This window comes from Pseudomonas sp. V88_4, assembly GCF_029967985.1.
Classification (GTDB): Bacteria; Pseudomonadota; Gammaproteobacteria; order Pseudomonadales; family Pseudomonadaceae; genus Aquipseudomonas; species Aquipseudomonas glycinae.
Genome location: NZ_JASCAF010000040.1, coordinates 314371 through 336101 on the forward strand (window position 1 = coordinate 314371; position 21731 = coordinate 336101).

Sequence of the window (21731 nt, forward strand, 5' to 3'; positions counted from 1 at the left end):
TCACACGCTCACTGACCCACCCCAACCAGACAACAAAAACAATCGGACGCCCACCGGCAGTCCGCCTGGAGAAAAAACTATGAGCCTCAATGTAATGGAGGCGGGCGCAAGCTCGTCCGTCGATCACGATGCCGAAAAAGCCCTGGTCAGCAAGGTCGCCTGGCGCCTGATGCCGTTGATCATGGTCTGCTACCTGTTCGCCTTCTTCGACCGCATCAACATCAGCTTCGCCAAGTTCCAGTTGCAGGCCGACCTGAGCCTGAGCGACACCGCTTACGGTCTCGGTGCCGGGCTGTTCGTGGTCGGTTACGTGCTGTTCGAAGTACCGAGCAACATGATGCTGTACAAGGTTGGCGCGCGGCGCTGGATCGCCCGGATCATGATGTCCTGGGGTGTGGCGACGGCGCTGATGGTGTTCGTCAACAGCGAATGGCAGTTCTACGTGCTGCGCTTTCTGATCGGCGCGATGGAGGCCGGTTTCGCCCCCGGCGTGCTGTATTACCTGACGCTGTGGTTCCCGCAGCACTTCCGTGGCCGCATCACTTCGATGCTGTTCCTGGCCTCGGCGTTTGCCGGGCTGGTCGGTGCGCCGTTCTCCGGACTGGTGCTGGAACACCTTGATGGCGTGTTGCAGATGCGCGGCTGGCACTGGTTGTTTCTGCTCGGTGGCGTGCCCTGTGTCGGCCTCGGGTTTTTGGTACTGACCTTGCTCAAGGACCGCATCGAGGACGCGCACTGGCTGACGCCGGAAGAGAAAAAACTGCTGGCCAGCCGCATCGCCCATCACGAACCGCACAAGAGCGGCGGCTCGTTGCTGGCGGCACTGAAGATTCCGGGTTTCCTGACTTTGGGGCTGATCTACTTCCTGATCCAGGTCGCGTCCTACGGCCTGAATTTCTGGGCTCCGCAACTGATCCGCAGTGCCGGCACCGAAAGCCCGGTGATGATCGGCCTGCTGACCTCGATCCCCTACATTTGTGGTGCGATCAGCATGGTGGTGATCGGTCGTCTGTCCGATGCTACGGGTGAGCGGCGCAAGTTTGTCGCGGGGCTGGTGATCGTCGGCGCCATCGGCTTTTTCAGCGCGGGGATTTTTGCCAGCCACACCACGTTTTTGATCGTCGCTCTTGGCTTGTTGGGTGCCGGGATCATTGCGTCGATTCCGAGCTTCTGGACCTTGCCACCGAAACTGCTGGCGGGTGCCGGGGCCGGTGCGGCGGGCGGGATTGCGGTGATCAATACACTGGGGCAGTTCGGCGGCATCGTCAGTCCGGTGATGGTCGGCCGAATCAAGGACCTGACTGGCAGTACCACACCGGCACTGTATGTCATCGGTGTGGCGGCACTGATCGCGGCGGCGTTGCTGCTGTGGGGGCTGCCGCAGAAATTGCGCACACTCGACAAGTACTGAGATTGCGGGCTGGTCGTTCCGATCACGCGAACGATCAGCCCGCCGGTGCCAAGGACCTGGCGGCCGAGTCACCAAACTGGATCAGCACCACTCCCGCCATCAACAACAGCGCGCCGAACAGTCGCGGCAACGTCAGATGCTTCTCTACCAGCCCGAACAGGCCGAAGTGATCCAGCACGATTGACGTGATCATTTGCCCGGCCAGAGCCAGCGCCAGAAATCCCGAAGCTCCCAGCTTCGGCAGCAACACCACCGCCAACGCGACGAAGCACACCCCGAACGCACCGCCGGTCCACATCCACAGCGGCAGCTTGCAGGCGAGGGCCAGCGACGGCAACGGCAGGCGCAGGGCGACAATCACCGGCAACAACACCAGCACGCTCACCACCAGAGAGGTGAGTGTCGCCCACAGCGGATGCCCCAACCCCCGCGCCAGATTGATGTTGATCGCACTCTGAAACGGCACCACCGCCCCGGCGAATACCGCCAACAGCAGCAAACCGACCCACTGCATTGTTCCCATGATCGTTCTCCAACAAGGTTTTGCTGGACTCTAGGGTATTCGTCGCGCAGATTTAAATTCTGTTTTGGTATCCGGAACATGCATCAAATGAATGATCTGCGCCGCATCGACCTCAACCTGCTGGTGATCCTCGACGCTTTGCTCAGCGAGCAACATGTGACCCGCGCCGCCGAACGCCTGCACCTGAGCCAACCGGCAGTCAGCCATGCGTTGGCGCGTCTGCGCGACTTGCTCGGCGATCCGTTGCTGGTGCGTGCCGGTTCGGGGTTGGTCCCCACCGCGCGGGCGTTGGAGCTGGCGGCGCCGCTGGCTGAAACCCTGGCCCAGGTGCAATCGTTGCTGGCGCCGAACACCTTCGATCCGGCCAGCGCCCGTCGGACCTTTCGCCTCGCGATGTCGGACTACGGCGCGGCGCTCATCCTGCCCGGGCTGATTCGCACGTTGCGCGCAGAAGCACCGGGCATTGATCTGCAAATCAGCCACGCCAGCCGCGAAGGCATGGTCGAAGGCCTGCTTAACGGCGACATCGACCTTGCTGCCGGCGTGCTCCCTGAGTTGCCCGGCGAACTGCGCAGCACGCCGTTGTTCGAGGAACGCTACGTCTGCCTCCTGGATCGCGAGAGCCTTCCCGCCGGAGGTGTTCTCGACTTGCCAACCTATCTCTCCCGTCCCCATGTCTTGCTGGAAATGCGCGGCAGCGGCACCCCGGAAATCGAACGCACCCTGACCGCCCTGCGCGAGCGCCGCCGCGTCGCCATCAGCCTGCCGCACTGGAGTGTTGCGCCGCGGTTCATCAGCGGCACGGATCTGATCCTGACCGTGGCTTCGCGGGCGTTGAACGAGGTGGATGACCAATCGCTGATCGTCCTGCCGCCGCCGTTTGAAATTGCACCGTTCACGTTTGTGTCGGCGTGGCACAAACGGCGGGGCGGGGATCAGGCGTTGAACTGGTTGAATCGGCGGATTGAGCAGGGGATAGTGCGCGGCTGAAAAACATCAAGGAGCGGGGCGTGACAGTGAAGTCTGGGGTCGTTGGTTGGGTGGCGCTGTGTGGGGCGTTGATGGCGGGGCAGGTGTTGGCTGATTGTGTGCCTGCGCCTGTGACCGGTGATCTGGACTTCTCCGTGTGCAAGGAGTGGCCGGCGTATCCGGGGTTGACCATCAGCGCGAATGCGAAATTTGAACGTAGCTCCGTGCCGGATAGCGCCGACACGAGCGGCACCTATGATTTCAATTTATCTATCTTGAAAAGCGACCCAACAGAACCGGTTGCCACTTATCACCAAGGCTCCGCTTTCTTCTCGGGTGGGGTGGCATTGCGAGAGCTCTCGCTCGATACCGCGCGCTACAAGCTCACCCCAGAGGTACAGGCGTTTGGCGTTCGCGTGCAATTCACCAATGGCTCTCGCCTCAACCCGCTTGAGGAAACGCACCTCTCACTTTATGTCAAAGAGGGCGATAAGTTACGCCCAGTGCTCAGTCAATTAGTGGTTTATGAGTACGGCGGTGAATGGGACGGTGATTGCGCCGGCGAGCGATATGAGACGACCAGAACGGTAGAAATCGCCAAGACCAGCTCCCATGGCTATGCCGATCTGATCATCAAAACCAGAACGACAGGGACCACCAATGTCGTCGAGGGCGACACTTGTGAAGACAAGACCAGTGTCAGCAGCCCTGAACTGACAACCCTTCACTACGACGGAAAATCATACGTTTTGCCTAAAGGTTTCAAAGCCATCGAGTGATACAGAGCCAACGCGACTTATTTCAAGGAAGAACAATGTTTACCCCAACCCGACTTCTTATCGTCCTAGGCTTCCTGGCCGTAACCACTCAGGCCCACGCCGCCTGTGAGATAAAGAAATTCGACGGTCACTCCCTGTCACGCTGCAAAGTGTGGCCGGCCTTCCCGGACAAGGCGATCTCGGCAAAATCTACATTCGTGTCCGACTCCGAAGGTGATCACGACGGCGTTTTCGATCTTGAGTTGTCGCTCCTCAACGCCGCGAATGCCAAGCCTTTGGCGAGTTACGTCAAGCCTGGAGCCTATAACTCCGACGCGATCCGCTTCGATGACTTGAAGATCGATACCGCGCGATACCGTTTGGCGTCGGACGTTCGTGCCTTTGGCCTGCGTTCGGATTTCGCCGACCGTCTCTCAAGAGCCAACCCCTACGCGAAAACCGATCTGGCGCTGTATGTGCGCGAAGGCAGCAAGTTGCGACCGGTGCTGGAAGGTCTGGTCATTCGGAAAGAATTTGGCGAGGGTACCGGTGAGTGCGAAACCAAGGACACGAAAATCCTCAGGACCGTGGAAATCGGCTCGTCCAGCCATAACGGGTTCGCTGATCTGATCGTCTCCTCAAGTGGTGTGGTGTACACCTCGACCCAGTCAGGCAAAGAGTGCGTTTCCAAAACCACCGACCTGAAGAAAACCCAAATCACCCTGACCTACGACGGCAAGCAATACCTCATCCCCGAAGACCTCAGAGGTTACTGACCCTATGCTCACCGGCCTCAACCACCTGACCCTCGCCGTCACCGACCTGGACCGTAGCCTCGCGTTCTACCGTGACGTGCTGAAGCTGCGGGTCGAGGCCACCTGGGACGCGGGTGCCTACCTGTCGCTCCCGGGCCTGTGGTTGTGCCTGTCCCTCGATCCGAAGCGCCATCCCGAGCCCGCCGCCGACTACACCCACTACGCCTTCAGCATTGGCGCAACGAACTTCCCGCTGTTCGTGCAACAGCTGCGCGCCGCCAACGTGCAGGAATGGCGCGACAACCGCAGCGAAGGTGCGTCGTTCTACTTCCTCGACCCGGACGGGCACAAACTCGAAGCCCATGTCGGCGATCTGGCCTCGCGACTGGCCGCGTGTCGGCAAAAGCCCTACGCGGGCATGGGTTTTTTCAGCGAGTCGTGAACATTCACCAAACGCTGGGATAGACTGGCGGCCACGTTTTCCGGGACTTGCAGGTTTTCATGACTCCATCGTTGCTAATGGCCGTGCTGGCTTCGGGTTTCATTTACGGCATCACGCCGGGGCCGGGTGTGCTGGCGGTGTTCGGCATTGGCGCTGCACGTGGGCGGCGGGCCGGGGCGGGATTCCTGTGTGGGCATCTGCTGGGCGATGTGATCTGGTGCAGCACCGCGTTGATCGCGATTGTCGGCGCCCGGGAAATCGGCAGCACCGCGTTCGATGTGCTTGGCGTACTCAGCGGCCTGTACCTGTTCTGGCTCGGCTGGCGTGCAGTGCGGGCCAAACGCAGTAACGGCGAGCAACCCCAGGGCGCAGCGCGTCAGCCGTTCTGGCACGGCATCCTGTTCGGCCTGACCAACCCCAAGGCCTACCCGGTCGCAGTGGCGACTTTCACCGCGCTGCTGTCGAGCCGCGCCGAACTGCTCAACTGGTCGATGCTGCCGATGCTGATCGCCTTGAGTTTCCTCGGCGGATTGCTCGCCTACGCTATCCTCATCGGCATCGTCGGGGCGCGCCAGGTGCGTACGCTGTACCAGCGCCATGAACTGGCGATCACCCGGTTGTGCGGGATCATGTTCATCGGTTTTGCCATCAACGCGCTGGTGCATGCGCTGCCGGGGTTGATGCCGAACAAGGCTTGAAAACAGTCGCAGGGATGCGAGGTCGAGGTCATGGATGGTTGAACAGTGCTGCATTGCCCGGACACCCACGCTGAACCATGGAAAGCCGAAATTCCGCGCCGTTGGCGAGTTACATCGATCTGCTGCTGGATGCCGTTTGCGCGGTCGACAAGCAAGGTCGCTTCGTTTTTGTCAGTGCTGCCTGCGAGCGGATTCTCGGCTACACGCCTGACGAACTGATCGGCCAGTCGATGATCGACTACGTCTACCCGGCCGACCGTGAGCGCACCCTGGCCGCCGCGAGCGACATCATGGGCGGCGAGCCCAAGCACAATTTCGAAAACCGCTACGTGCGCAAGGACGGCAGCGTCGTGCACATCCTGTGGTCGGCGCGCTGGTCGGAAGTCGATCAACTGCGCATCGCCGTGGCCCGTGACATCACCGAGCGCAAACTCGCAGAATCCCGGCAGGCGGCGTTGTACGCGATCTCCGAAGCGGCGCACGCGGCGGAGGATCTGCTGGCGCTGTTCAAGCGCATCCACCTGATCATCGGCGAGTGGCTGCCGGCGCTGAATTTCTCCGTGGCGCTGTACGACGAACATTGCGCGCAACTGAATTTTCCCTATCACGTCGACGATGACGAGTTGCAACCGGAACAACCCGGCACCGTCACTGGGCGTCTGTGTGCGGAAGTGATCCGCAGCCGCCAGCCAATCCTGCTGACCCCGGATTGCCCCCACGCGCCGCCGGAGTTCGCCGCGCTGGTGGCCGGCCAGCAATCGCCGTGTTGGCTGGGCGTGCCGCTGAGTTCGAAAGACCGCACCATCGGCGCATTGATCGTCAAAAGCCTGGCCGGCGGCGAGCGCTACACCGAACGCGACAAGGAACTGCTGCAATACGTCTGCGCCCAGGTCGCCACCGCCATCGAACGCCAGCAACTGCACGCCCGCCTGCGGCGCATGGCGCAATACGACCAACTGACCCAGTTGCCCAACCGCGAACTGCTGCGTGACCGGCTCAAGGCTGCGCTGAACCATGCGCGGGAACGGGCCGGGCACATGGCGCTGCTGTATGTCGATCTGGATCGTTTCAAACAGGTCAACGACACCTTTGGCCATGGGGTCGGCGACATGCTGTTGCAGGCGGTGGCCAACCGGCTCAAGGGCTGCGTGCGCGAGACCGACACCGTGGCGCGGATCGGTGGCGACGAGTTCGTGGTGCTGTTGCACAGCGTCCACGCCGCCGACGATGCCGACAGTGTCGCGGAAAAAATCCGACAGGTACTGGTGCAACCCATGCGCCTGGACGGGCACAACCTGCACATCGAACCGAGCATCGGCGTGGCCCGTTATCCCGAGCATGGTGATGAGGAACAGCAACTGTTTCGTCACGCCGATCAAGTGATGTATGCCGCCAAACGGCAGAATCATAAAAGGCTGGACAACTGATCGGCGGGTCACCGTTCGTCGCGGCGACGGCAACTTTTCTAAACCTTTGTCAGTCAGGAAATTCTCAATCTAGGCGGGCACCTGCTCGCTTACGATCAATGCCAAGAGGTAGAGAATCATGCCTAACTCAAGAAACTCGAACTCGGGAAACTTCGCCAACGATCGAACCAAGGCCTCTGAAGCCGGTCGCAAAGGTGGGAAAACCACCACCACGACTGTCGACAAAGAGCCAAAAACCGACATGGGCCGCAAGCCTGCTCAGAAATCGAAGTAGTCGGCGAAGGTTGTTTTGATTGAGAGGCGGGGGCGCAAGCTCCCGCTTGAATCTGCAAAGAAGGAGGGCGCGACCATGAGCCGGATGGCCACCCGAGTACGCCACATCAGTTTTGTCAGCCTGCTGGGGTTGTTTGCCAGCAGCGCGTTTGCCCAGTCGCCCGCCGACTTCATCAACGAAGCCTCGGCCAAAGGCATGGCCGACATCGAGGCCAGTCGTCTGGCGCACAGCAAGGCCGAGTCCAAAGAGGTCAAGGACTACACCATCCAGGTCATCAACGACCGCACCACCGCCAACCAGCATCTGGCAAAAATTGCCAAGAAACTGGACCTGCCGGTAGCGCCCCGCGAAGAAGTTGCCGACAAGGCCAAGACATTGATGCCGGAGGTCAAAGAGGGCGCCAGCTTCGATCAGGCCTACGCCGCCAGCCAGGTCAAAGCCACGGAAGAGGCCATCCAGCAGATCCAGCAGGAGGCTCAGACCTCCGACGTGCCGGAGATCAAGGCGTTTGCCGACGAGACCCTGCCAAAACTGCAGAGTCATCTGGAAATGGCCCGAGCCCTTCAGGCCAGTCGCTGAATCGGCAGCAATGAAAACGGCGCTTTTTTAGCGCCGTTTTTTTTGCCTGTCAGCATTCATTCAGATCCTGCTTCGGCTTGCTCTTGTCCCCCAGACCTTCCAGGTCAAACACCTCGTTCTCGCCCATCGCCCGGTAATGCCGACGCAACGCTTCCAGCTGCTTGAGATCCAGCGACTCCAGCCCGAGCATCGCGTTCTGCGCCTCCTTGTTCACCCGCAACAACTCATCGAGTTTCAAATGAATGATGTCGGTGTCGCGGTTCTGAGTGTTCTGGATCAGGAACACCATCAGGAATGTGATGATCGTGGTCGAGGTGTTGATGATCAGTTGCCAGGTGTCGTTGTAATCGAAAATCGGCCCGCTCAAGCCCCAGAGCCCGATCAGAATCAAAGCCCCCATAAACGTCTTGGGGCTGCCGGCCCAGAGGGCGAGCGTCTGGGAGATCTTTGCGAATTTCATGGCTGTGTTCCTTGTGGGGGCGCTTGAAATTCAGACATCGGGTAGACGCGGAAAATTCTACTTACAGTTTTTCTCAATCCCTGTGGGCACGGCCGAAGACAGCGTTCCCGGCGATATCGGACCTACGTAGGGGAAGGCAGATAAACACGATCGCTGTATCGTGACGGCAGCCGCTTTTCCACGTTTCGCCAGAACGTCCACGACAGGAGAACGCAATGACCTGGTCCGCCAAGCAATACGTCACTTTCGAAGATGAACGCACCCGCCCGGCCCGCGACCTGCTGGCGGCGATTCCCACGCCTGAGGCGCGTTCCGTGGTTGATATCGGGTGTGGTCCGGGCAACTCGACCGAGTTGTTGGTGGAGCGTTTTCCGGGGGCGAAAGTGCAGGGGCTCGACAGGTCGCCGGACATGATCGACGCCGCGCGCAAGCGTCTGCCGCAGTTGCAGTTCGCGGTGGCGGACATCGATAAATGGGCGGATGCGGGGCCATTCGATGTGATCTTTGCCAACGCCGTTTTGCAGTGGGTGCCGGATCACGCGACGTTGCTGCCGGCGCTGGCGGGCAAGTTGGCGCAGGGCGGCAGCCTGGCGATTCAGATGCCGGACAACCTCAACGAGCCGTCCCATCGGTTGATGCGCGAAGTCGCGGCCAACGGGCCTTGGGCCAGCAAACTGGCGGGCGCGGCGGGGCAGCGGACCGAGATGGCGGACGCCAGTGCCTATTTCTCGATGCTGCGGCCGCATTGCGCGCGGGTCGATGTGTGGCGCACCACCTATCACCATCAGTTGGCGGGCGGGGCTTCAGGCGTTGTCGAGTGGTTCAAGGGCAGCGGTCTGATTCCGTTCCTCAGTCCGCTGACTGAAGCGGAGCGGGCTGAGTATCTGGCGCAGTATCTGGCGGAGGTTGCAAAGGCTTATCCGGCGCTGGCGGATGGTTCGGTGTTGTTGCCGTTTCCGCGGTTGTTCATTGTCGCAACACGTTGATACGAAGAAGGGCCGATTTGATCGGCCCTTTCTTTTGCGGTCAGCGCTGTACGGCGACCAGCATCATCATCGGTCGCTCACGCTCTTCAGCGAGGGCCGGTTGGGCAGCCACTTCGGCATCGCTCGGGCCCCATTCATTGACGTGTTGAATCGCGAACCCGGCGTCGATCAACGCGTTGAGCAATGTCCCGACCGTGCGATGCTGCTTGATCACACCGTCGGCCAGCCAGTTCGTAACTCGCTCGCCTTCCCTCTGATAACTGTCCAGCGGCCAGCGCTTGTTGCCCTCGCTGTCGATCAGCCAGCCCGGATTGCGTGGCGCCATGAAGATCGGGTGCTCGATGGAAAACACAAAGTGCGCACCGGGTTTAAGCGCCGTATGCAGTTTGGCAAACAGCCCCGAGAGATCCTTGATGTAGTGCAGCGCCAGTGAGCTGTAGGCCAGATCGTAAGTGCACGCAGGCAAATCGAGGTGTTCCAGGTCGGCACGTTCGTAGCGGATGTTTGCGGCCGAGGTGGTTTCCTTCGCCCGTTCGAGCATTTTCTCCGAGACATCCAGCCCCAGCACTTCGGCAGCGCCGTTTTCGCTGGCCCAGCGGCAGAACCAGCCGTAGCCGCAGCCCAGATCCACCACTTGCAAACCGTGCAGGGAGGGCAACAAGGCTTTCAGCGCGGGCCATTCCGGCGCGGCATCGAGGCCGCCGATGGAGCGGTTCATCTGGCTGTAGCCCTGGAAAAACTCGGGGTCGTCGTAGATGTTCTGGGTCATGGGTTTGCTGCTCTTTTGAATTTGATTTGGGTGGCTCGCAGGCCACGGTTTTGAATCCCTCGAAACGTGATAGCGCGTATTCGTCGATGGCCGCGCAGGGGGAGGGTGGTGGGCGATGGGGAAATGCTAGCGGGTCGTGGCGAGTGTGAGAACCGGGGGAGTGTTGGGGATCTGTAAACGCGGTTTTTCGATACGGGATGTTTAAAGAGTTGGCCCTGTTTACTGAACCTTCCCACAAGGTTTTCAGGTTGTCCGTCGGAAGTGCGGACTCTAGCCTGTGAGGGTCGCTGATGAATCGGCGATCGGGATTGGAACCCCGAGGAGAGTTGGAACGCACAATCATTATTCATGACGTATGCTGCGCACCTTGAATGTGTGCACTCTGTTATGGCGGCTGTGCGCGGGAGACCTTCGGGTCTGCCGGGTTGTCTCTCCCCGGGTTCCAACCTGCGTACAGCTGCCTCCTTTCGCGTGGAACCGAATGGGTCAGCTCCAACCTGTTTTTGGAGAGATGAAATCATGTTCAAGCCAACCCCGAATCCCCCCGAGGTCGAAACCGACCCAACATCCCCGTACGTCTCGATCGACTGCAGAAAGCTTCACGACGCCGCCAACCGCGCCCTTGATCATTATCTCTGCCCCGGCGCCCATGTCATGGGCACGACCAACCAACCCGACCCGATGTACTTCGCCAACCCGGCCTACGACACCGAATCCCTGCTGGCCAACGCCAGCGAATCACTGGGCTCGGCATCCGAGATGCTCAACAACTTCGCCGCCACCCTCGACCCCGCCCACCGCAGAACCGCGATAGGTATTGCGCAACTGGTGATGCTGGGGGAATTGGCGGTGAATCAGGCGCTGGATCATGTTGAGGTGAAGGACTGAATTACAGCTGTTCTGGCAGGCATAAAAAAACCGGTCATCGCGACCGGTTTTTTGATCAGCTTCAACTTTGCTGCAACACCTTGAGCGCCGCCGAGGCCAGAAATCCGGAACGGCTTTTCTCTTCCGGATGGTGCAACACGTACTCATCGATTCGATTGAGCAGGTAGCCCGGCAATGTGATGTTGAGTTTCTGAGCTTTGCCCAGGTATTTGGTTACATCGATGTCCACCAACGCCCACGTGCAGCCAGCGTATTTTGGATTGGCGGCATGCAGCGTGACCTTGTTGGCTGGCGGGATTGGCGAACCGTCCTCGGCCAGAATCTCGAAATGGCCTTCAATGGCTTCGCGGGCCATCGCCATCGCGTCATCCAGATCATCTCCAGCGGAGAAGCAGCCCGGAATATCCGGCACCTCCACTCCCCAGGCATGTCCTTCGTCACCCACTGAAATAGCGATCGGGTAAAGCATGTGTCGTCCTCCACGGCGCAATTGACCTGACGGGTCAAAGTAGCGCCTGCTGCAAAATACTGATGGCCGTTTTCTTGAGAAGATCCTTCTTCGGGTGAGGCACTGTGACCAGACCAGGTTTGGTCGGATGCTTGAAATGATGATGACTGCCCCTGACCCGCACCAGATACCAACCGTCTGCGACGAGCTGGCCAATTAGAAAGCGGCTATTCACAACACCTCCCTGCGGTGTGCTTGGTGGGTACTATACCCACGATTTTTTATCGATCAACACTATAACCACCGAGCGGTCATCGTCCTTTGATTGGGCGGCGGTCACGAAGAAGTCTAGGCTGGGATCCTTCAGCAGGATGGGGAGTGTATTGCAGGCCGTTTCCATGAAATCCAATGGGTTGGCGTTGAGGCTCAACAGGTGTGGGTTACTGGCCAAAGTAAGTTCTTGAGGCGACCTCCAATTCCAATATTTTGTGGTTTATCTCGATTTTGGCGTGATAACCCACAGTGAAGTGGAGTTAAGAAGTGCAAGTAATGTCCGCTCTCGGCACAGTGAACGGGATTTGCCCTAAATCCCGGACACAAAAAAACCGGCCATCAAGGCCGGTTTTTTTCATCCCCCGTAAAACCACGACGCAGGACATAAATTCGATTGGAGCGGGTGAAGGGAATCGAACCCTCGTTATCAGCTTGGGAAGCTGGAGTAATGCCATTATACGACACCCGCTCAGAGCGGCTGACTTTGTACCAGACTCGGCCACGGATTTGAAGTTTTCTTTGCACGCGAACTACGGAAAGTCCTGAAGCAGAGCCGAAATCGGTCAATCGCGGGCAAGCGCAGCGGGCTGAAGAACGGCTGAATCTCAGCCTCGCAGGCTTGCTCGCGACGACACTGTTTCAAATGGCCAATGCATGGTGATCCTGAACAAACTGGTAACGCGTTCGGCTGGCCTGTTGCGCCGGTTTCAGGAAACCGAGCAAGGCGTTCTGGCTGTCCCGGCAGGCGGATTTGTGTTCCATGTCGAGGAAGTGCCCGGTGGCCTGCAGGGTGGTGAAGGTGCTCTGTGCGACATGGTTGCCGAACAGGCGCGCATCTTCGGCGGCGGTGTATTCGTCCCATTCGCCGTTCAGGAACAGCACCGGTACGTTGATTTTCTTCGCCGCGTTCAAATAGCACTGACGGTCGCTGTGCAGCACGTCGTTGATGTGGAAATGCATCTGCCCGTATTCGTGCTCGGCCAGGCTGCTGACGTGGCGATAGTTGAAGCGCTTGAACAGCGACGGCAGGTGTTTGCCGATGGTGTCGTTGACGAGGTGCCCGACTCGGTCGCCGTCGCGTTGGCCGAGGCATTCGACGCCGCGTTCGAGGTAATCAAGCATGTGTGCGTTGATCACCGGCGAGAACGAGCTGATCACGGCTTTTTCGATGCGCCGAGGCTGATGCGCGAGGGCGACCATGGTCGCGGCGCCTCCCCAGGAGAACGACAGCACGTGTTCAGCGGCGAAGTGATCGATCAGCTCCAGCAGGATCAGACCTTCGACTTCTTTCGTCAGATGTTTCTCGTGGCGGTTGTGGACTTTCGACTTGCCCGCGTAGGGCTGGTCGTAGCAGACCACGTTGAATTGCGGGTGCAGATTTTTCACGGTCTGTGCAAACGACGCAGTCGTGGCCATCGAGCCGTTGACCAGGATGATGGTCTTTTCTGCGGCGTCTGCGCGATAGAACTCCGTGTAAACCCGATACTGACCCTGTATATCCAGCACAGCGATTTCTGGCCTCATGTCATAAGACTCCTGGCAAGCAAGCGGGTATGCGCGCAAATGAGATTGCACGAGCTTTGTGACAGGTAGGCATATGCCTGGAATTTTGTGGCCCATGTCGATCCGATACGGCAGGTCGACGGGTGTTGTTATTGGCGGGCAGTCTGTCGGCTGAGGCGCAGCCCTGATGGGCTGTCTACCGACAAAAAGTTTCTTGGATGCTATGTGTGACTAATCGGTCACAATTTGGCCGACGACCTGATTCAAGCAGGGGGATCCGGATCGCGCAAGTGCCGTTGGTAAATTGTTCGACAACTTCTGCTGAGCGGTCGGCTGCTTAGAACAAATGAATCTCTTCGGTGCGCAAAGCGCGGTACTCGCCCGGTTTTAGCGCGTGATCCAGCAGCAGCGGGCCCATGGATTCGCGGTGCAGGCGCAGCACTTTGTTGTTGAAGTGGCCGAACATGCGCTTCACCTGATGGTAACGACCTTCGACGATGCTCAACCGCGCGGTTCGCGGGCCGAGTACTTGCAGCTGAGCCGGTTGGGTGGTCAGGTCTTCGAAGGCGAAGTAGATCCCTTCAGCGAACTTGATCGCATATTCCGGGCCGATCTCCTGTTCGGTCTCGACGTAATAGACCTTCGGCAGTTTGGTCTGCGGCTGGGTCAGGCGCCGGGACCAGGTGCCGTCGTTGGTGATCAGCATCAGTCCGGTGGTGTTGAAGTCCAGGCGCCCGGCGATGTGCAGGTCGTCCTTGTCCGGTTCGTGGATCAGGTCGAGCACGGTCGGATGTTCGGGATCGCGGGTGGCGCTGACGCAGCCCTGCGGCTTGTTCAGCATGAAGTAGCGCGCCGGTTTGCCGCTTTGCAGCACTTCGTCGTCGACTTCGACGCGACTGAATTCCAGGACTTCGCTGTGAGGGTCGCTGACGACTTTTCCGTCAATGCGCACGCGCTTTTCCACCAGCAACAGGCGAACCTGCTTGCGGTTGTAGCGGGGCAGGTTACTGAGGAAACGGTCGACACGCATGATCAGCAATCGGCAGGAAGCGGGCCGCGCATCTTACGGGATCGACGGCCTGGCCGCTTGCAGTTGCGCCTCGACCTGAGCGCAGCGTGGGCACAGGCAGGACTTGTCCCGCAGTTCCGCCGGCAGGGCTTCGAGCACTGCCGGGTCAATGGAAACACCGTAGCACCAGCAGGCGCGGTCGGCGGTGCGCGGGTCGGCCAGGGTGCAGTCGTTGCGGGCGCCGCAGGCCGGGCAGAGGTCAGGTGTGTTCTTGGCGTCAGGCATAGGTCGAGTGAGGCATTTCCACGCAGGTGCGGTTACGGCCGGTCTGTTTGGCCCGGTACATCGCATGATCGGCCCGGGACAGCAGACTGTGCAAGGTGTCATCCGGTTGCAGGGTGGTGGCGCCGATGCTGACGGTCAGATTCAGGGTGTGACCGTTGTAGGCAAATTCATGCTGTTCGACGTGCTGGCGGATCTTCTCGGCAATCTTCTGACCGGTCTCGCCGTCGGTGTCCTTCAGCAGCACGATAAATTCCTCACCGCCCCAACGACAGACAATGTCGGAATGCCGCAGACAACTTTGCAGGTCCCGGGCGAATCCGATCAGCACCTGATCGCCGGCCATGTGCCCGTAGGTGTCGTTCAAGACTTTGAAGTGATCAAGATCCAGCAGCAGCGCAGTCAGCGGTTTCGGCTCGCGGTGAGCTTCGTGCAGCGCTTGCGCGGCGAGCAGGTCGAAGCCGCGGCGGTTGGGCAGTTCAGTGAGGCTGTCCAGGGTGGCCTGAGCGTGGATCTTGTCCTGATAGCGCTTGATCAATCGATTGACCAGCGCCAGCACGATCAGCGTCACCAGCAGGCAGATCAGCAGGTTGAGATAGAGCGACTGGCGGATTTCACTCAGCGCGCCGTCTTCGCGTTTGTCGACAAACAGGTACCAGTTCAGCTCCGGAATGAACCGCACGTTGAGGAAATGTCCTTGGCCGTGGGTGGAATATTCATAGCTGCCGCTGTGGGGTTTGGGCAATTGGCTGACCAGGCTTTTCACGCTGTCGAGGTCGGTCAGGCTTTTCCCGACCCGCGCCCCTTCCGGTCCGCCCTCGGCGCCGGTCAGTACCAGTCGGCCGAAGGTGTCGACGAAGTAAACACTGCGTTGATAGCGCTGCTGGTACTTGTCGATCAGCTTGATCACCGCGTCCACCGTCAACCCTACGCCAGCGGCGCCGATGAAGCGATTGTTGTAGTCGTAGACCTTGTAGTTGATGAAGAAGGTCATGTTGTCTTTGTTGGCCAGATCCGGGTCGACATTGATCTCGTATGGATCCTTCATGTCACGTACGCGGAAGTACCAGGCGTCGCGCGGTTCGTCGATTTTCACCTGCTTGAGCACGCCTTTGGCGTGGTAGTAGGTGTGGGTACTGTTGGAGACGAAAAACGCGGTGTAGGCGCCGTAGTGGGTCATGACCTCGTCGAGGTAGCGGGTCATCTGGTCGCTGTCTTTCTCGCCGTTCACTACCCAGTCGCGCATGAAGGTGTCGCGGGACATCATCGAGGAAATCAGGATCGGTCTGACCAGGTCTTTCTGGATTTCCGAGTACACCGTGTCGGAAGTCAGCGGCAGCTCGGTGTTGACGATGTTGTCGCGGATCGACGCCCGCGAGGCGTAGTAGCTGAGCAGCGATGTGGCGAGAAAACCTGCGCCGAGCAGGGCGACGAGGGTCAGTACCAGCGAACGTTGGGAGTGAAACGCAGATCTGAGCGGCATTGGCAATTCCGTTGACAGTGACCCGATGGGCAGCATTCTAGTGGCACGGCGGGGAAAAGACTGCGGGATTTGTGCCTGAAATGCGGGGGGATCAGCCGGGCAGGGGTGTCTGGAGAATGGCTTGCTCATCCAGCCCCCTCCCGGAACGAGAGGGGGCCGCTGTTCGGATCAGTTTCCGGTTTGCAGATACGCTCGCCACCCACCCAAATGGCTGATGTCGGTTGCACCTTCCAGGCCGTAGGGTTCACAGATGAATCCGCTTTCCCATCGGCCATCCGCCAGTTGCACCTTGCCCAGGCCCAGCGGTGCCGGGATTCCGGTCAGGAACGAGCCCAGTTCACTGCTCGGCAGCTCCCAGACTTCCACGGCGATGGCCACGCCGCCTTCGGCCACGCGCAGCATTCCTGGACGCAACGGTGGGCCGCCGGCCAAGGCGTAGAGTTTGTAGTCCTTCGAGCTGTAAGTGGCCTCGATCAGGCGTGCGCCGCGTTGCCGCAACTGCCAGTTCAGGGCCAAGCCGTCCAGATGCGCGCCGCAGACCACCAGTCGCGCACGGTCATGGCGCGCCGGGTTGTTCGGCGTCGGCAGCGCGGGATCCTGCTGGCGCTGCAAGGCATCGGCCACGCTCAGCAGATACTGATCGGTGAACGCCCGGCCAAACAGCGTTACACCCCACGGCAGCCCGTTGGTCATGAAACCGCTGGGTACGGCGACGGCAGCGTAATCGAGCAGGTTCATGAAGTTGGTGTAGTAGCCCAGTTCGGAATTGCGCAGCACCGGTTCGGCGTCGAGTTCCGCCAGCGTCACCGGACGACCGATGGTGGGCGTGAGCACGCAGTCGAGTCCTTCCAGTGCTTTATCGCAAACGGCTTTCAGCGCTTGCAGGCGGTATTGCGCACGGAATGTCTGCACGCCGCTGACGGCCGGTGCTTTGGCCAGCACCGCGCGGATCACCGGCAGCACTGCTTCGGGATTTTCTTCCATCAACTCGCCGGCCACGCTGTAGCGCTCGGCCACCCACGGCCCTTCATAAAGTAACCGCGCCGCTTCGAGGAACGGCGACAGGTCCAGTTCGACCGCTTCACCGCCCAGAGCTTTCAGACGGCCGATGGCATCGCCGAACAGCCGCGGGCCTTCCTCACAGCCGAAAAACGCCAGGTCTCGCGCACGTGGTACACCGAAGCGGAACGGCCGTGGCACGCCAAAGGCGGAGCCGTCGTTCCATGACGGATTGCTGCGGCTGTATTCGTCCCTCGGATCGAGGCGCGCGGTCAGCGCCAGCAGCTGACTGGCTTCCCGGGCCGTTGCGGTGAACGTGGTGACGCAGTCCAGCGTGCGACAGGCAGGCAGCACGCCGGCGGTGGAGATCAGCCCTTTGCTGGCCTTCAGGCCCACCAAATTGTTCAACGCCGCCGGCACCCGGCCGGAGCCGGCCGTGTCGGTGCCCAACGCGAAACTGGCCACGCCGAGCGCCACGGCCAGCGATGAGCCGGCACTCGAACCGCCCGACGGATACTCCGGCAACACGCTGTTCGGGCACACGCCATAGGGCGAACGGCTGCCGTTGAGGCCGGTGGCGAACTGGTCGAGATTGGTCTTGCCCAGCGGGATCGCGCCCAGCGCCAGCAGCTGCTCGACGATGGTCGCCGAACGCTCCGGTACGTAGGCGAACGCCGGGCATGCAGCGGTGGTCGGGACACCGGCCAGATCAATGTTGTCCTTGATCGCAAACGGCACGCCATACAACGGCAGGCTGTCGAGGTCGTGACCGTCGAGGGCGGCCAGATACGGTTCCAGTTCTTCGGTGCTGAGCAGATGGATGAACAGGTGATAGTCCGGGTTCAGTGCAGCGGCTTTTTCCCGCAACGCCAACAGCAATTGCCGGGGTGTGGTGTCGCCATTGCGGTAGGCCTGGCGCAGGGCATCGAATTGCAGATTCATGGGTTGATCCTTTGGCAAATGGTTTCAGTCGAGTTCCAGCACCACGACCCGTTGTCCGGCACGCACCGCCGATCCCGGCTGCACGCGAATGTCCTGCACCACCCCGGCCATGGGCGCGAGCACGGGGATTTCCATCTTCATCGACTCCAGAATCACCAGCACATCACCGGCCGCCACGCGACTGCCGACCTCGACCTGCACCTGCCAGAGGTTGCCGGCAATGTGGCTGTCGATACTCTGCTGGCCGCTGGCAAGCGGTGTGTCTTCGCTGCTGTCCGGCACGGCTTCTTCGCTGTCGAAGTGCGCCTGGCCGCTGGCAATCCAGCGTTCGCGCTCAGCCTGGAAGGCACCCTGTTGCTGCGCCCGGAACGCGCTGATGCTTTCGGCTTCGCGTTGCAGAAAGGCCTGGTAGTCGGCGAGGTTGAGCTGGCTATGTTCGATGTCGAGATCAAAACGCCCGAGGGGAAAATTCCGGCGGATGCGCAGCAGTTCTTCGGCGCTGACCGGGTAGAAACGGATCTGATCGAAAAACCGCAGCAGCCACGGTTTGCCGTCGAACGCCGCGACTTCGCGATAGCGGTTCCACATCTGCAAGGTGCGTCCGACAAACTGGTAACCGCCGGGCCCTTCCATGCCGTACACGCACATGTAGGCGCCGCCGATGCCCACCGAGTTCTCGGCGGTCCAGGTGCGCGCCGGGTTGTATTTGGTGGTCACCAGTCGATGGCGCGGGTCGAGCGGGGTGGCGACCGGTGCGCCGAGATACACATCACCGAGGCCCATCACCAGATAGCTCGCGTCGAACACCGTGCGTTGCACTTCGTCGAGGTTGGGCAGGTCATTGATGCGGCGGATGAACTCCAGATTGCTCGGGCACCACGGCGCGTCCTTGCGCACGGTGGTCATGTATTTCTCGATGGCCAACTGGCAGGCCGGATCGTCCCACGACAGCGGCAAGTGGACGATGCGAGACGGCACTTGCAGGTCCTGGGCGGCGCACACCGCATCCCATTCACCGGCGACGATGCCGAGCAGATCGGCCAGCGGCAATTGTTCGGGCTGGTAGTGGATCTGCAGCGAACGAATGCCCGGTGTCAGGTCGATCACGCCGTGCAGGTTTTTGCCTTCCAGCGCCTGCATCAGGGCATGGGCGCGAAAGCGCAGGACCAGATCCAGTTCCGGCGCGCCGATTTCCAGCAGCAGATGGGTATCGCCGGACACACGCCCGACCAGCCGCTTGTCGTCCTCACCTAATTCCAGAACCACAGGCGAAACCAGACCCTGTGGGAGCTGGCTTGCCAGTGATGAAGTTGACGCGGTGTCTGGTCGGGCCCCATCGCTGGCAAGCCAGCTCCCACAGGTGTCCCATTTGAGGGCGAGATCGCGTGCGGTCTTGAGATCGACGGGCACGAACTGCACTTTGTCCCCGGCCTTGAGTTGACCCAGTTGCCAGAGATCCGCCTCGATCACCGTCACCGGGCACACGAAGCCGCCAAGGCTCGGGCCATCCGGGCCGAGGATTACCGGCATGTCGCCGGTGAAGTCCACGGCGCCGATGGCGTAGGGATTGTCGTGAATGTTCGACGGATGCAGACCGGCCTCGCCGCCGTCGGCGCGCACCCATTCCGGCTTCGGCCCGATCAGGCGCACGCCGGTGCGGCTGGAGTTGAAATGCACTTCCCATTGCGTGGCGAAAAAGGTGTCGATGTAGTTTTCAGTGAAATATTCAGGCGCGCCGTGGGGGCCGTAGATCACGCGGATCCGGCGCACGGCGGGCAGTTCGCTGACGTGATGCGGGGCCAGGGTCTGCCCGGCGCTTCGGTCGCTCAGTGGGGCCAGGTGCAACACGTCCCCGGCACGCAGGGCTCGCCCGCCATGACCGCCGAACTGACCGAGGGTGAAGGTGCTTTTGCTGCCCAGATAGTCCGGCACCTGCAGGCCGCCGCGCAGGCACAGGTAGCTGCGGGCGCCGGCGTCGAGCAAGCCGCCGAGATGTAACTGGCTGCCCGCCTCAATCAACAGCGCGGTGTTCATCGGCATCGCTTCGCCGTCGAGGGTCAGCGCCAACGGTGCCCCGGTCACCGCCACCACCGCGTCGCAATTGAAGCGCAGCAGCGGCCCGTTCATGGTGATTTCCAGTGCCGCCGCGCCTTCGGCATTGCCCAGCAAGCGATTGCCCAGGCGCAACGCGCGGCTGTCCATCGGCCCCGAGGGTGGCACGCCGACCGCCCAGTAACCGAGGCGACCGGGGTAGTCCTGAACGCTGGTCTGGGTGCCGGCGCTCAGCACTTCAAACGTGTTGGCCCGGTACACCAGACCTTCCAGGCAACGGGTCCACGGCTGGCCGCTGGCGAACGGTGTATCGAGCAGAATCTGCCGCAGGTAATCGCGGTTGGTTTCCACGCCGTACAGCAGGCTGTCGCCGAGGGCCTGATGCAGATCGGCGCGGGCCTGTTCGCGGGTTGGCGCCCAGCTGATGACTTTGGCGATCATCGGATCGAAGTAGGGCGGGATCTCGCAGCCAGCCTCGACCCAGGTGTCGATGCGCAGTTGAATACCGTTGGCCGCAGGAAATTCCACAGCGGTCAGCAGCCCTGGGCTCGGCTGGAAATCGCGCCCCGGATCCTCCGCGTACAGTCGCGCCTGAATCGCGTGGCCGTCCGGTTTCAGGCCCTCAAACAATGTGCTCAGCGGCGGCAGATCTCCTGCCGCCAGTTCAATCATCCAGCGCACCAGATCGACGCCCCACACCTGTTCGGTGACGCCGTGTTCAACCTGCAACCGGGTGTTCACTTCGAGAAAATAGAAGCGCTGCGCATCGCTGTCGAAAACGAATTCGACGGTGCCGGCGCTGCGGTAATTCACCGCTTTGGCCAGTTTGATCGCCGCCGCGCACAGCTCATCCGCCATGCCGTCGGGCAGGTTCGGTGCCGGGGTTTCCTCGAGGACTTTCTGATTGCGCCGCTGCACCGAACAGTCGCGCACGCCGAGGGCGATCACTTCGCCATGGCCGTCGCCGAACACCTGGACTTCCAGATGCCGCGCACGCTGGATGTACTTCTCGATGAACACCCCGGCGTCGCTGAAATTGTTCTGGCCGAGACGCTTCACCGCCTCGAACGACTCGCTCAGTTCGCTGGCGTTACGGCACACGCGCATGCCGATGCCACCGCCCCCGGCGGTGCTTTTGAGCATCACCGGATAACCGACCTGCGCGCCGGCCATCAGCGCGGCGTCGAGGCTGTCGAGCAGTTCGGTGCCTTCGAGCATCGGCACCCCGTGCTGTTTGGCCAGCGCGCGGGCGGTGTGCTTGAGGCCGAACACCCGCAGTTGCTCCGGGGTCGGGCCGATGAAGGCTATGCCATGGTTGGCGCAGGCTTCGGCGAATGCGGCGTTTTCCGAGAGGAAGCCGTAGCCTGGGTGGATCGCGGTGGCGCCGCTGGCTTTGGCGATGGCGAGGATCTTTTCGACGGCCAGATAAGTGCCGGCCGCTGCGCCTTCACCGAGGCTGTGGGCTTCGTCCGCTTGCAGGATGTGCAGGCTGGCGGCATCGGCTTCGGAGTACACCGCGACGCCTTCGACGTGCAGTTCACGCAAGGTGCGCAGAATGCGGCAGGCAATCGCGCCACGGTTGGCAATCAGGACTTTTTCGAACATGGCAAAACCCCTGAAGGGGATGCGGGCCGTCCCGCAGTTTTTCGATGAGCGCCGGGGTCGTCCCCGACGGCAAAATCACACTTTCGAAAGTCACCATTGACCTTGTGGGAGCGGGCAAGCCAGCTCCCGCAGGGTTCAGGGGTGTTTGGGGGATTTCAGGCACTGGCCGGAACGGGCCTGGCACAGGGCAAACAAC

The 21731-nt window shown here is 60.9% G+C and carries 22 protein-coding genes and 1 tRNA gene; 11 read left to right on the plus strand and 12 right to left on the minus strand.

All coding sequences use genetic code 11. The features are described 5' to 3' along the window. Positions 1-79: 79 nt before the first annotated feature. Positions 80-1411 carry an MFS transporter gene (locus tag QLG12_RS16765; protein ID WP_011332861.1) on the plus strand — a complete coding sequence of 444 codons (1332 nt, stop codon included), beginning with the start codon at positions 80-82 and terminating at the stop codon, positions 1409-1411. A gap of 34 nt (positions 1412-1445) precedes the next feature. Here the strand turns inward: QLG12_RS16765 and QLG12_RS16770 are convergent, their stop codons facing one another. Next, positions 1446-1934 carry a DMT family transporter gene (locus tag QLG12_RS16770; RefSeq protein ID WP_197868615.1) on the minus strand — a complete coding sequence of 163 codons (489 nt, stop codon included), beginning with the start codon at positions 1932-1934 and terminating at the stop codon, positions 1446-1448. A 78-nt stretch (positions 1935-2012) separates the two neighbouring features. On the opposite strand from QLG12_RS16770, the gene QLG12_RS16775 reads away from it, so the two are divergent. The 8 genes from QLG12_RS16775 (at position 2013) to QLG12_RS16810 (ending at position 7836) form a co-directional block, all read left to right on the plus strand. Beyond that, entirely contained in the window at positions 2013-2924 is a 912-nt protein-coding gene (locus QLG12_RS16775) for a LysR family transcriptional regulator (protein ID WP_282474929.1), read from the plus strand. Positions 2925-2944: 20 nt separating this feature from the next. Further along, positions 2945-3682: a hypothetical protein gene (locus QLG12_RS16780; RefSeq protein ID WP_282474930.1), complete on the plus strand. Its 738-nt coding sequence runs from the start codon at positions 2945-2947 to the stop codon at positions 3680-3682. 35 nt (positions 3683-3717) lie between these two features. Next, the gene (locus QLG12_RS16785) at positions 3718-4437 is read left to right on the plus strand and encodes a hypothetical protein (RefSeq protein ID WP_197868612.1); all 720 of its coding nucleotides are present in this window, start codon (positions 3718-3720) and stop codon (positions 4435-4437) included. A gap of 4 nt (positions 4438-4441) precedes the next feature. After that, on the plus strand, positions 4442-4858 hold the full coding sequence (gene fos, locus QLG12_RS16790; protein WP_282474931.1) for a fosfomycin resistance glutathione transferase: 417 nt from the start codon (positions 4442-4444) through the stop codon (positions 4856-4858). Between the two features lie 59 nt (positions 4859-4917). Continuing rightward, positions 4918-5556: a LysE family translocator gene (locus QLG12_RS16795; protein WP_007957940.1), complete on the plus strand. Its 639-nt coding sequence runs from the start codon at positions 4918-4920 to the stop codon at positions 5554-5556. A 77-nt stretch (positions 5557-5633) separates the two neighbouring features. Further along, positions 5634-6983: a diguanylate cyclase gene (locus QLG12_RS16800; protein ID WP_197868610.1), complete on the plus strand. Its 1350-nt coding sequence runs from the start codon at positions 5634-5636 to the stop codon at positions 6981-6983. 118 nt (positions 6984-7101) lie between these two features. After that, positions 7102-7257, plus strand: coding sequence for a KGG domain-containing protein (locus QLG12_RS16805; RefSeq protein ID WP_077045875.1), 156 nt, complete (start codon positions 7102-7104; stop codon positions 7255-7257). Positions 7258-7332: 75 nt separating this feature from the next. Beyond that, positions 7333-7836: a DUF4142 domain-containing protein gene (locus QLG12_RS16810; RefSeq protein WP_282474932.1), complete on the plus strand. Its 504-nt coding sequence runs from the start codon at positions 7333-7335 to the stop codon at positions 7834-7836. A 49-nt stretch (positions 7837-7885) separates the two neighbouring features. Here the strand turns inward: QLG12_RS16810 and QLG12_RS16815 are convergent, their stop codons facing one another. Further along, entirely contained in the window at positions 7886-8296 is a 411-nt protein-coding gene (locus tag QLG12_RS16815) for a low affinity iron permease family protein (RefSeq protein WP_201816689.1), read from the minus strand. A gap of 215 nt (positions 8297-8511) precedes the next feature. On the opposite strand from QLG12_RS16815, the gene tam reads away from it, so the two are divergent. Further along, positions 8512-9282 carry a trans-aconitate 2-methyltransferase gene (gene tam / locus QLG12_RS16820; protein WP_282474933.1) on the plus strand — a complete coding sequence of 257 codons (771 nt, stop codon included), beginning with the start codon at positions 8512-8514 and terminating at the stop codon, positions 9280-9282. A gap of 40 nt (positions 9283-9322) precedes the next feature. On the opposite strand, the gene QLG12_RS16825 is transcribed toward tam, so the two are convergent. Then, complete coding sequence (locus QLG12_RS16825; protein ID WP_282474934.1) at positions 9323-10051, minus strand: class I SAM-dependent methyltransferase; 729 nt, start codon at positions 10049-10051, stop codon at positions 9323-9325. A 519-nt stretch (positions 10052-10570) separates the two neighbouring features. Here QLG12_RS16825 and QLG12_RS16830 point away from each other — a divergent pair. Further along, positions 10571-10939, plus strand: coding sequence for a DUF6124 family protein (locus tag QLG12_RS16830; protein WP_282474935.1), 369 nt, complete (start codon positions 10571-10573; stop codon positions 10937-10939). Between the two features lie 61 nt (positions 10940-11000). On the opposite strand, the gene QLG12_RS16835 is transcribed toward QLG12_RS16830, so the two are convergent. The 9 genes from QLG12_RS16835 to uca form a co-directional block, all read right to left on the minus strand. Next, entirely contained in the window at positions 11001-11408 is a 408-nt protein-coding gene (locus tag QLG12_RS16835) for a type II toxin-antitoxin system HicB family antitoxin (protein WP_064594065.1), read from the minus strand. 34 nt (positions 11409-11442) lie between these two features. After that, positions 11443-11622: a type II toxin-antitoxin system HicA family toxin gene (locus tag QLG12_RS16840; protein WP_007957952.1), complete on the minus strand. Its 180-nt coding sequence runs from the start codon at positions 11620-11622 to the stop codon at positions 11443-11445. Between the two features lie 433 nt (positions 11623-12055). Further along, positions 12056-12129, minus strand: a tRNA-Gly gene (locus tag QLG12_RS16845). 170 nt (positions 12130-12299) lie between these two features. After that, positions 12300-13184, minus strand: a complete 885-nt coding sequence (locus QLG12_RS16850) for an alpha/beta hydrolase (RefSeq protein WP_236195346.1) — start codon at positions 13182-13184, stop codon at positions 12300-12302. A gap of 316 nt (positions 13185-13500) precedes the next feature. After that, positions 13501-14193 carry a pseudouridine synthase gene (locus QLG12_RS16855; RefSeq protein WP_282474936.1) on the minus strand — a complete coding sequence of 231 codons (693 nt, stop codon included), beginning with the start codon at positions 14191-14193 and terminating at the stop codon, positions 13501-13503. A 33-nt stretch (positions 14194-14226) separates the two neighbouring features. Continuing rightward, the gene (locus tag QLG12_RS16860; RefSeq protein ID WP_039772720.1) at positions 14227-14457 is read right to left on the minus strand and encodes a cysteine-rich CWC family protein; all 231 of its coding nucleotides are present in this window, start codon (positions 14455-14457) and stop codon (positions 14227-14229) included. Beyond that, positions 14450-15937: a sensor domain-containing diguanylate cyclase gene (locus QLG12_RS16865; protein ID WP_282474937.1), complete on the minus strand. Its 1488-nt coding sequence runs from the start codon at positions 15935-15937 to the stop codon at positions 14450-14452. The genes QLG12_RS16860 and QLG12_RS16865 overlap by 8 nt, the downstream gene beginning before the upstream one ends. 168 nt (positions 15938-16105) lie before the next feature. Then, positions 16106-17878, minus strand: a complete 1773-nt coding sequence (atzF, locus tag QLG12_RS16870) for an allophanate hydrolase (RefSeq protein WP_282474938.1) — start codon at positions 17876-17878, stop codon at positions 16106-16108. 24 nt (positions 17879-17902) lie between these two features. Next, on the minus strand, positions 17903-21535 hold the full coding sequence (gene uca, locus QLG12_RS16875) for an urea carboxylase (protein WP_282474939.1): 3633 nt from the start codon (positions 21533-21535) through the stop codon (positions 17903-17905). Positions 21536-21731: the final 196 nt, after the last annotated feature.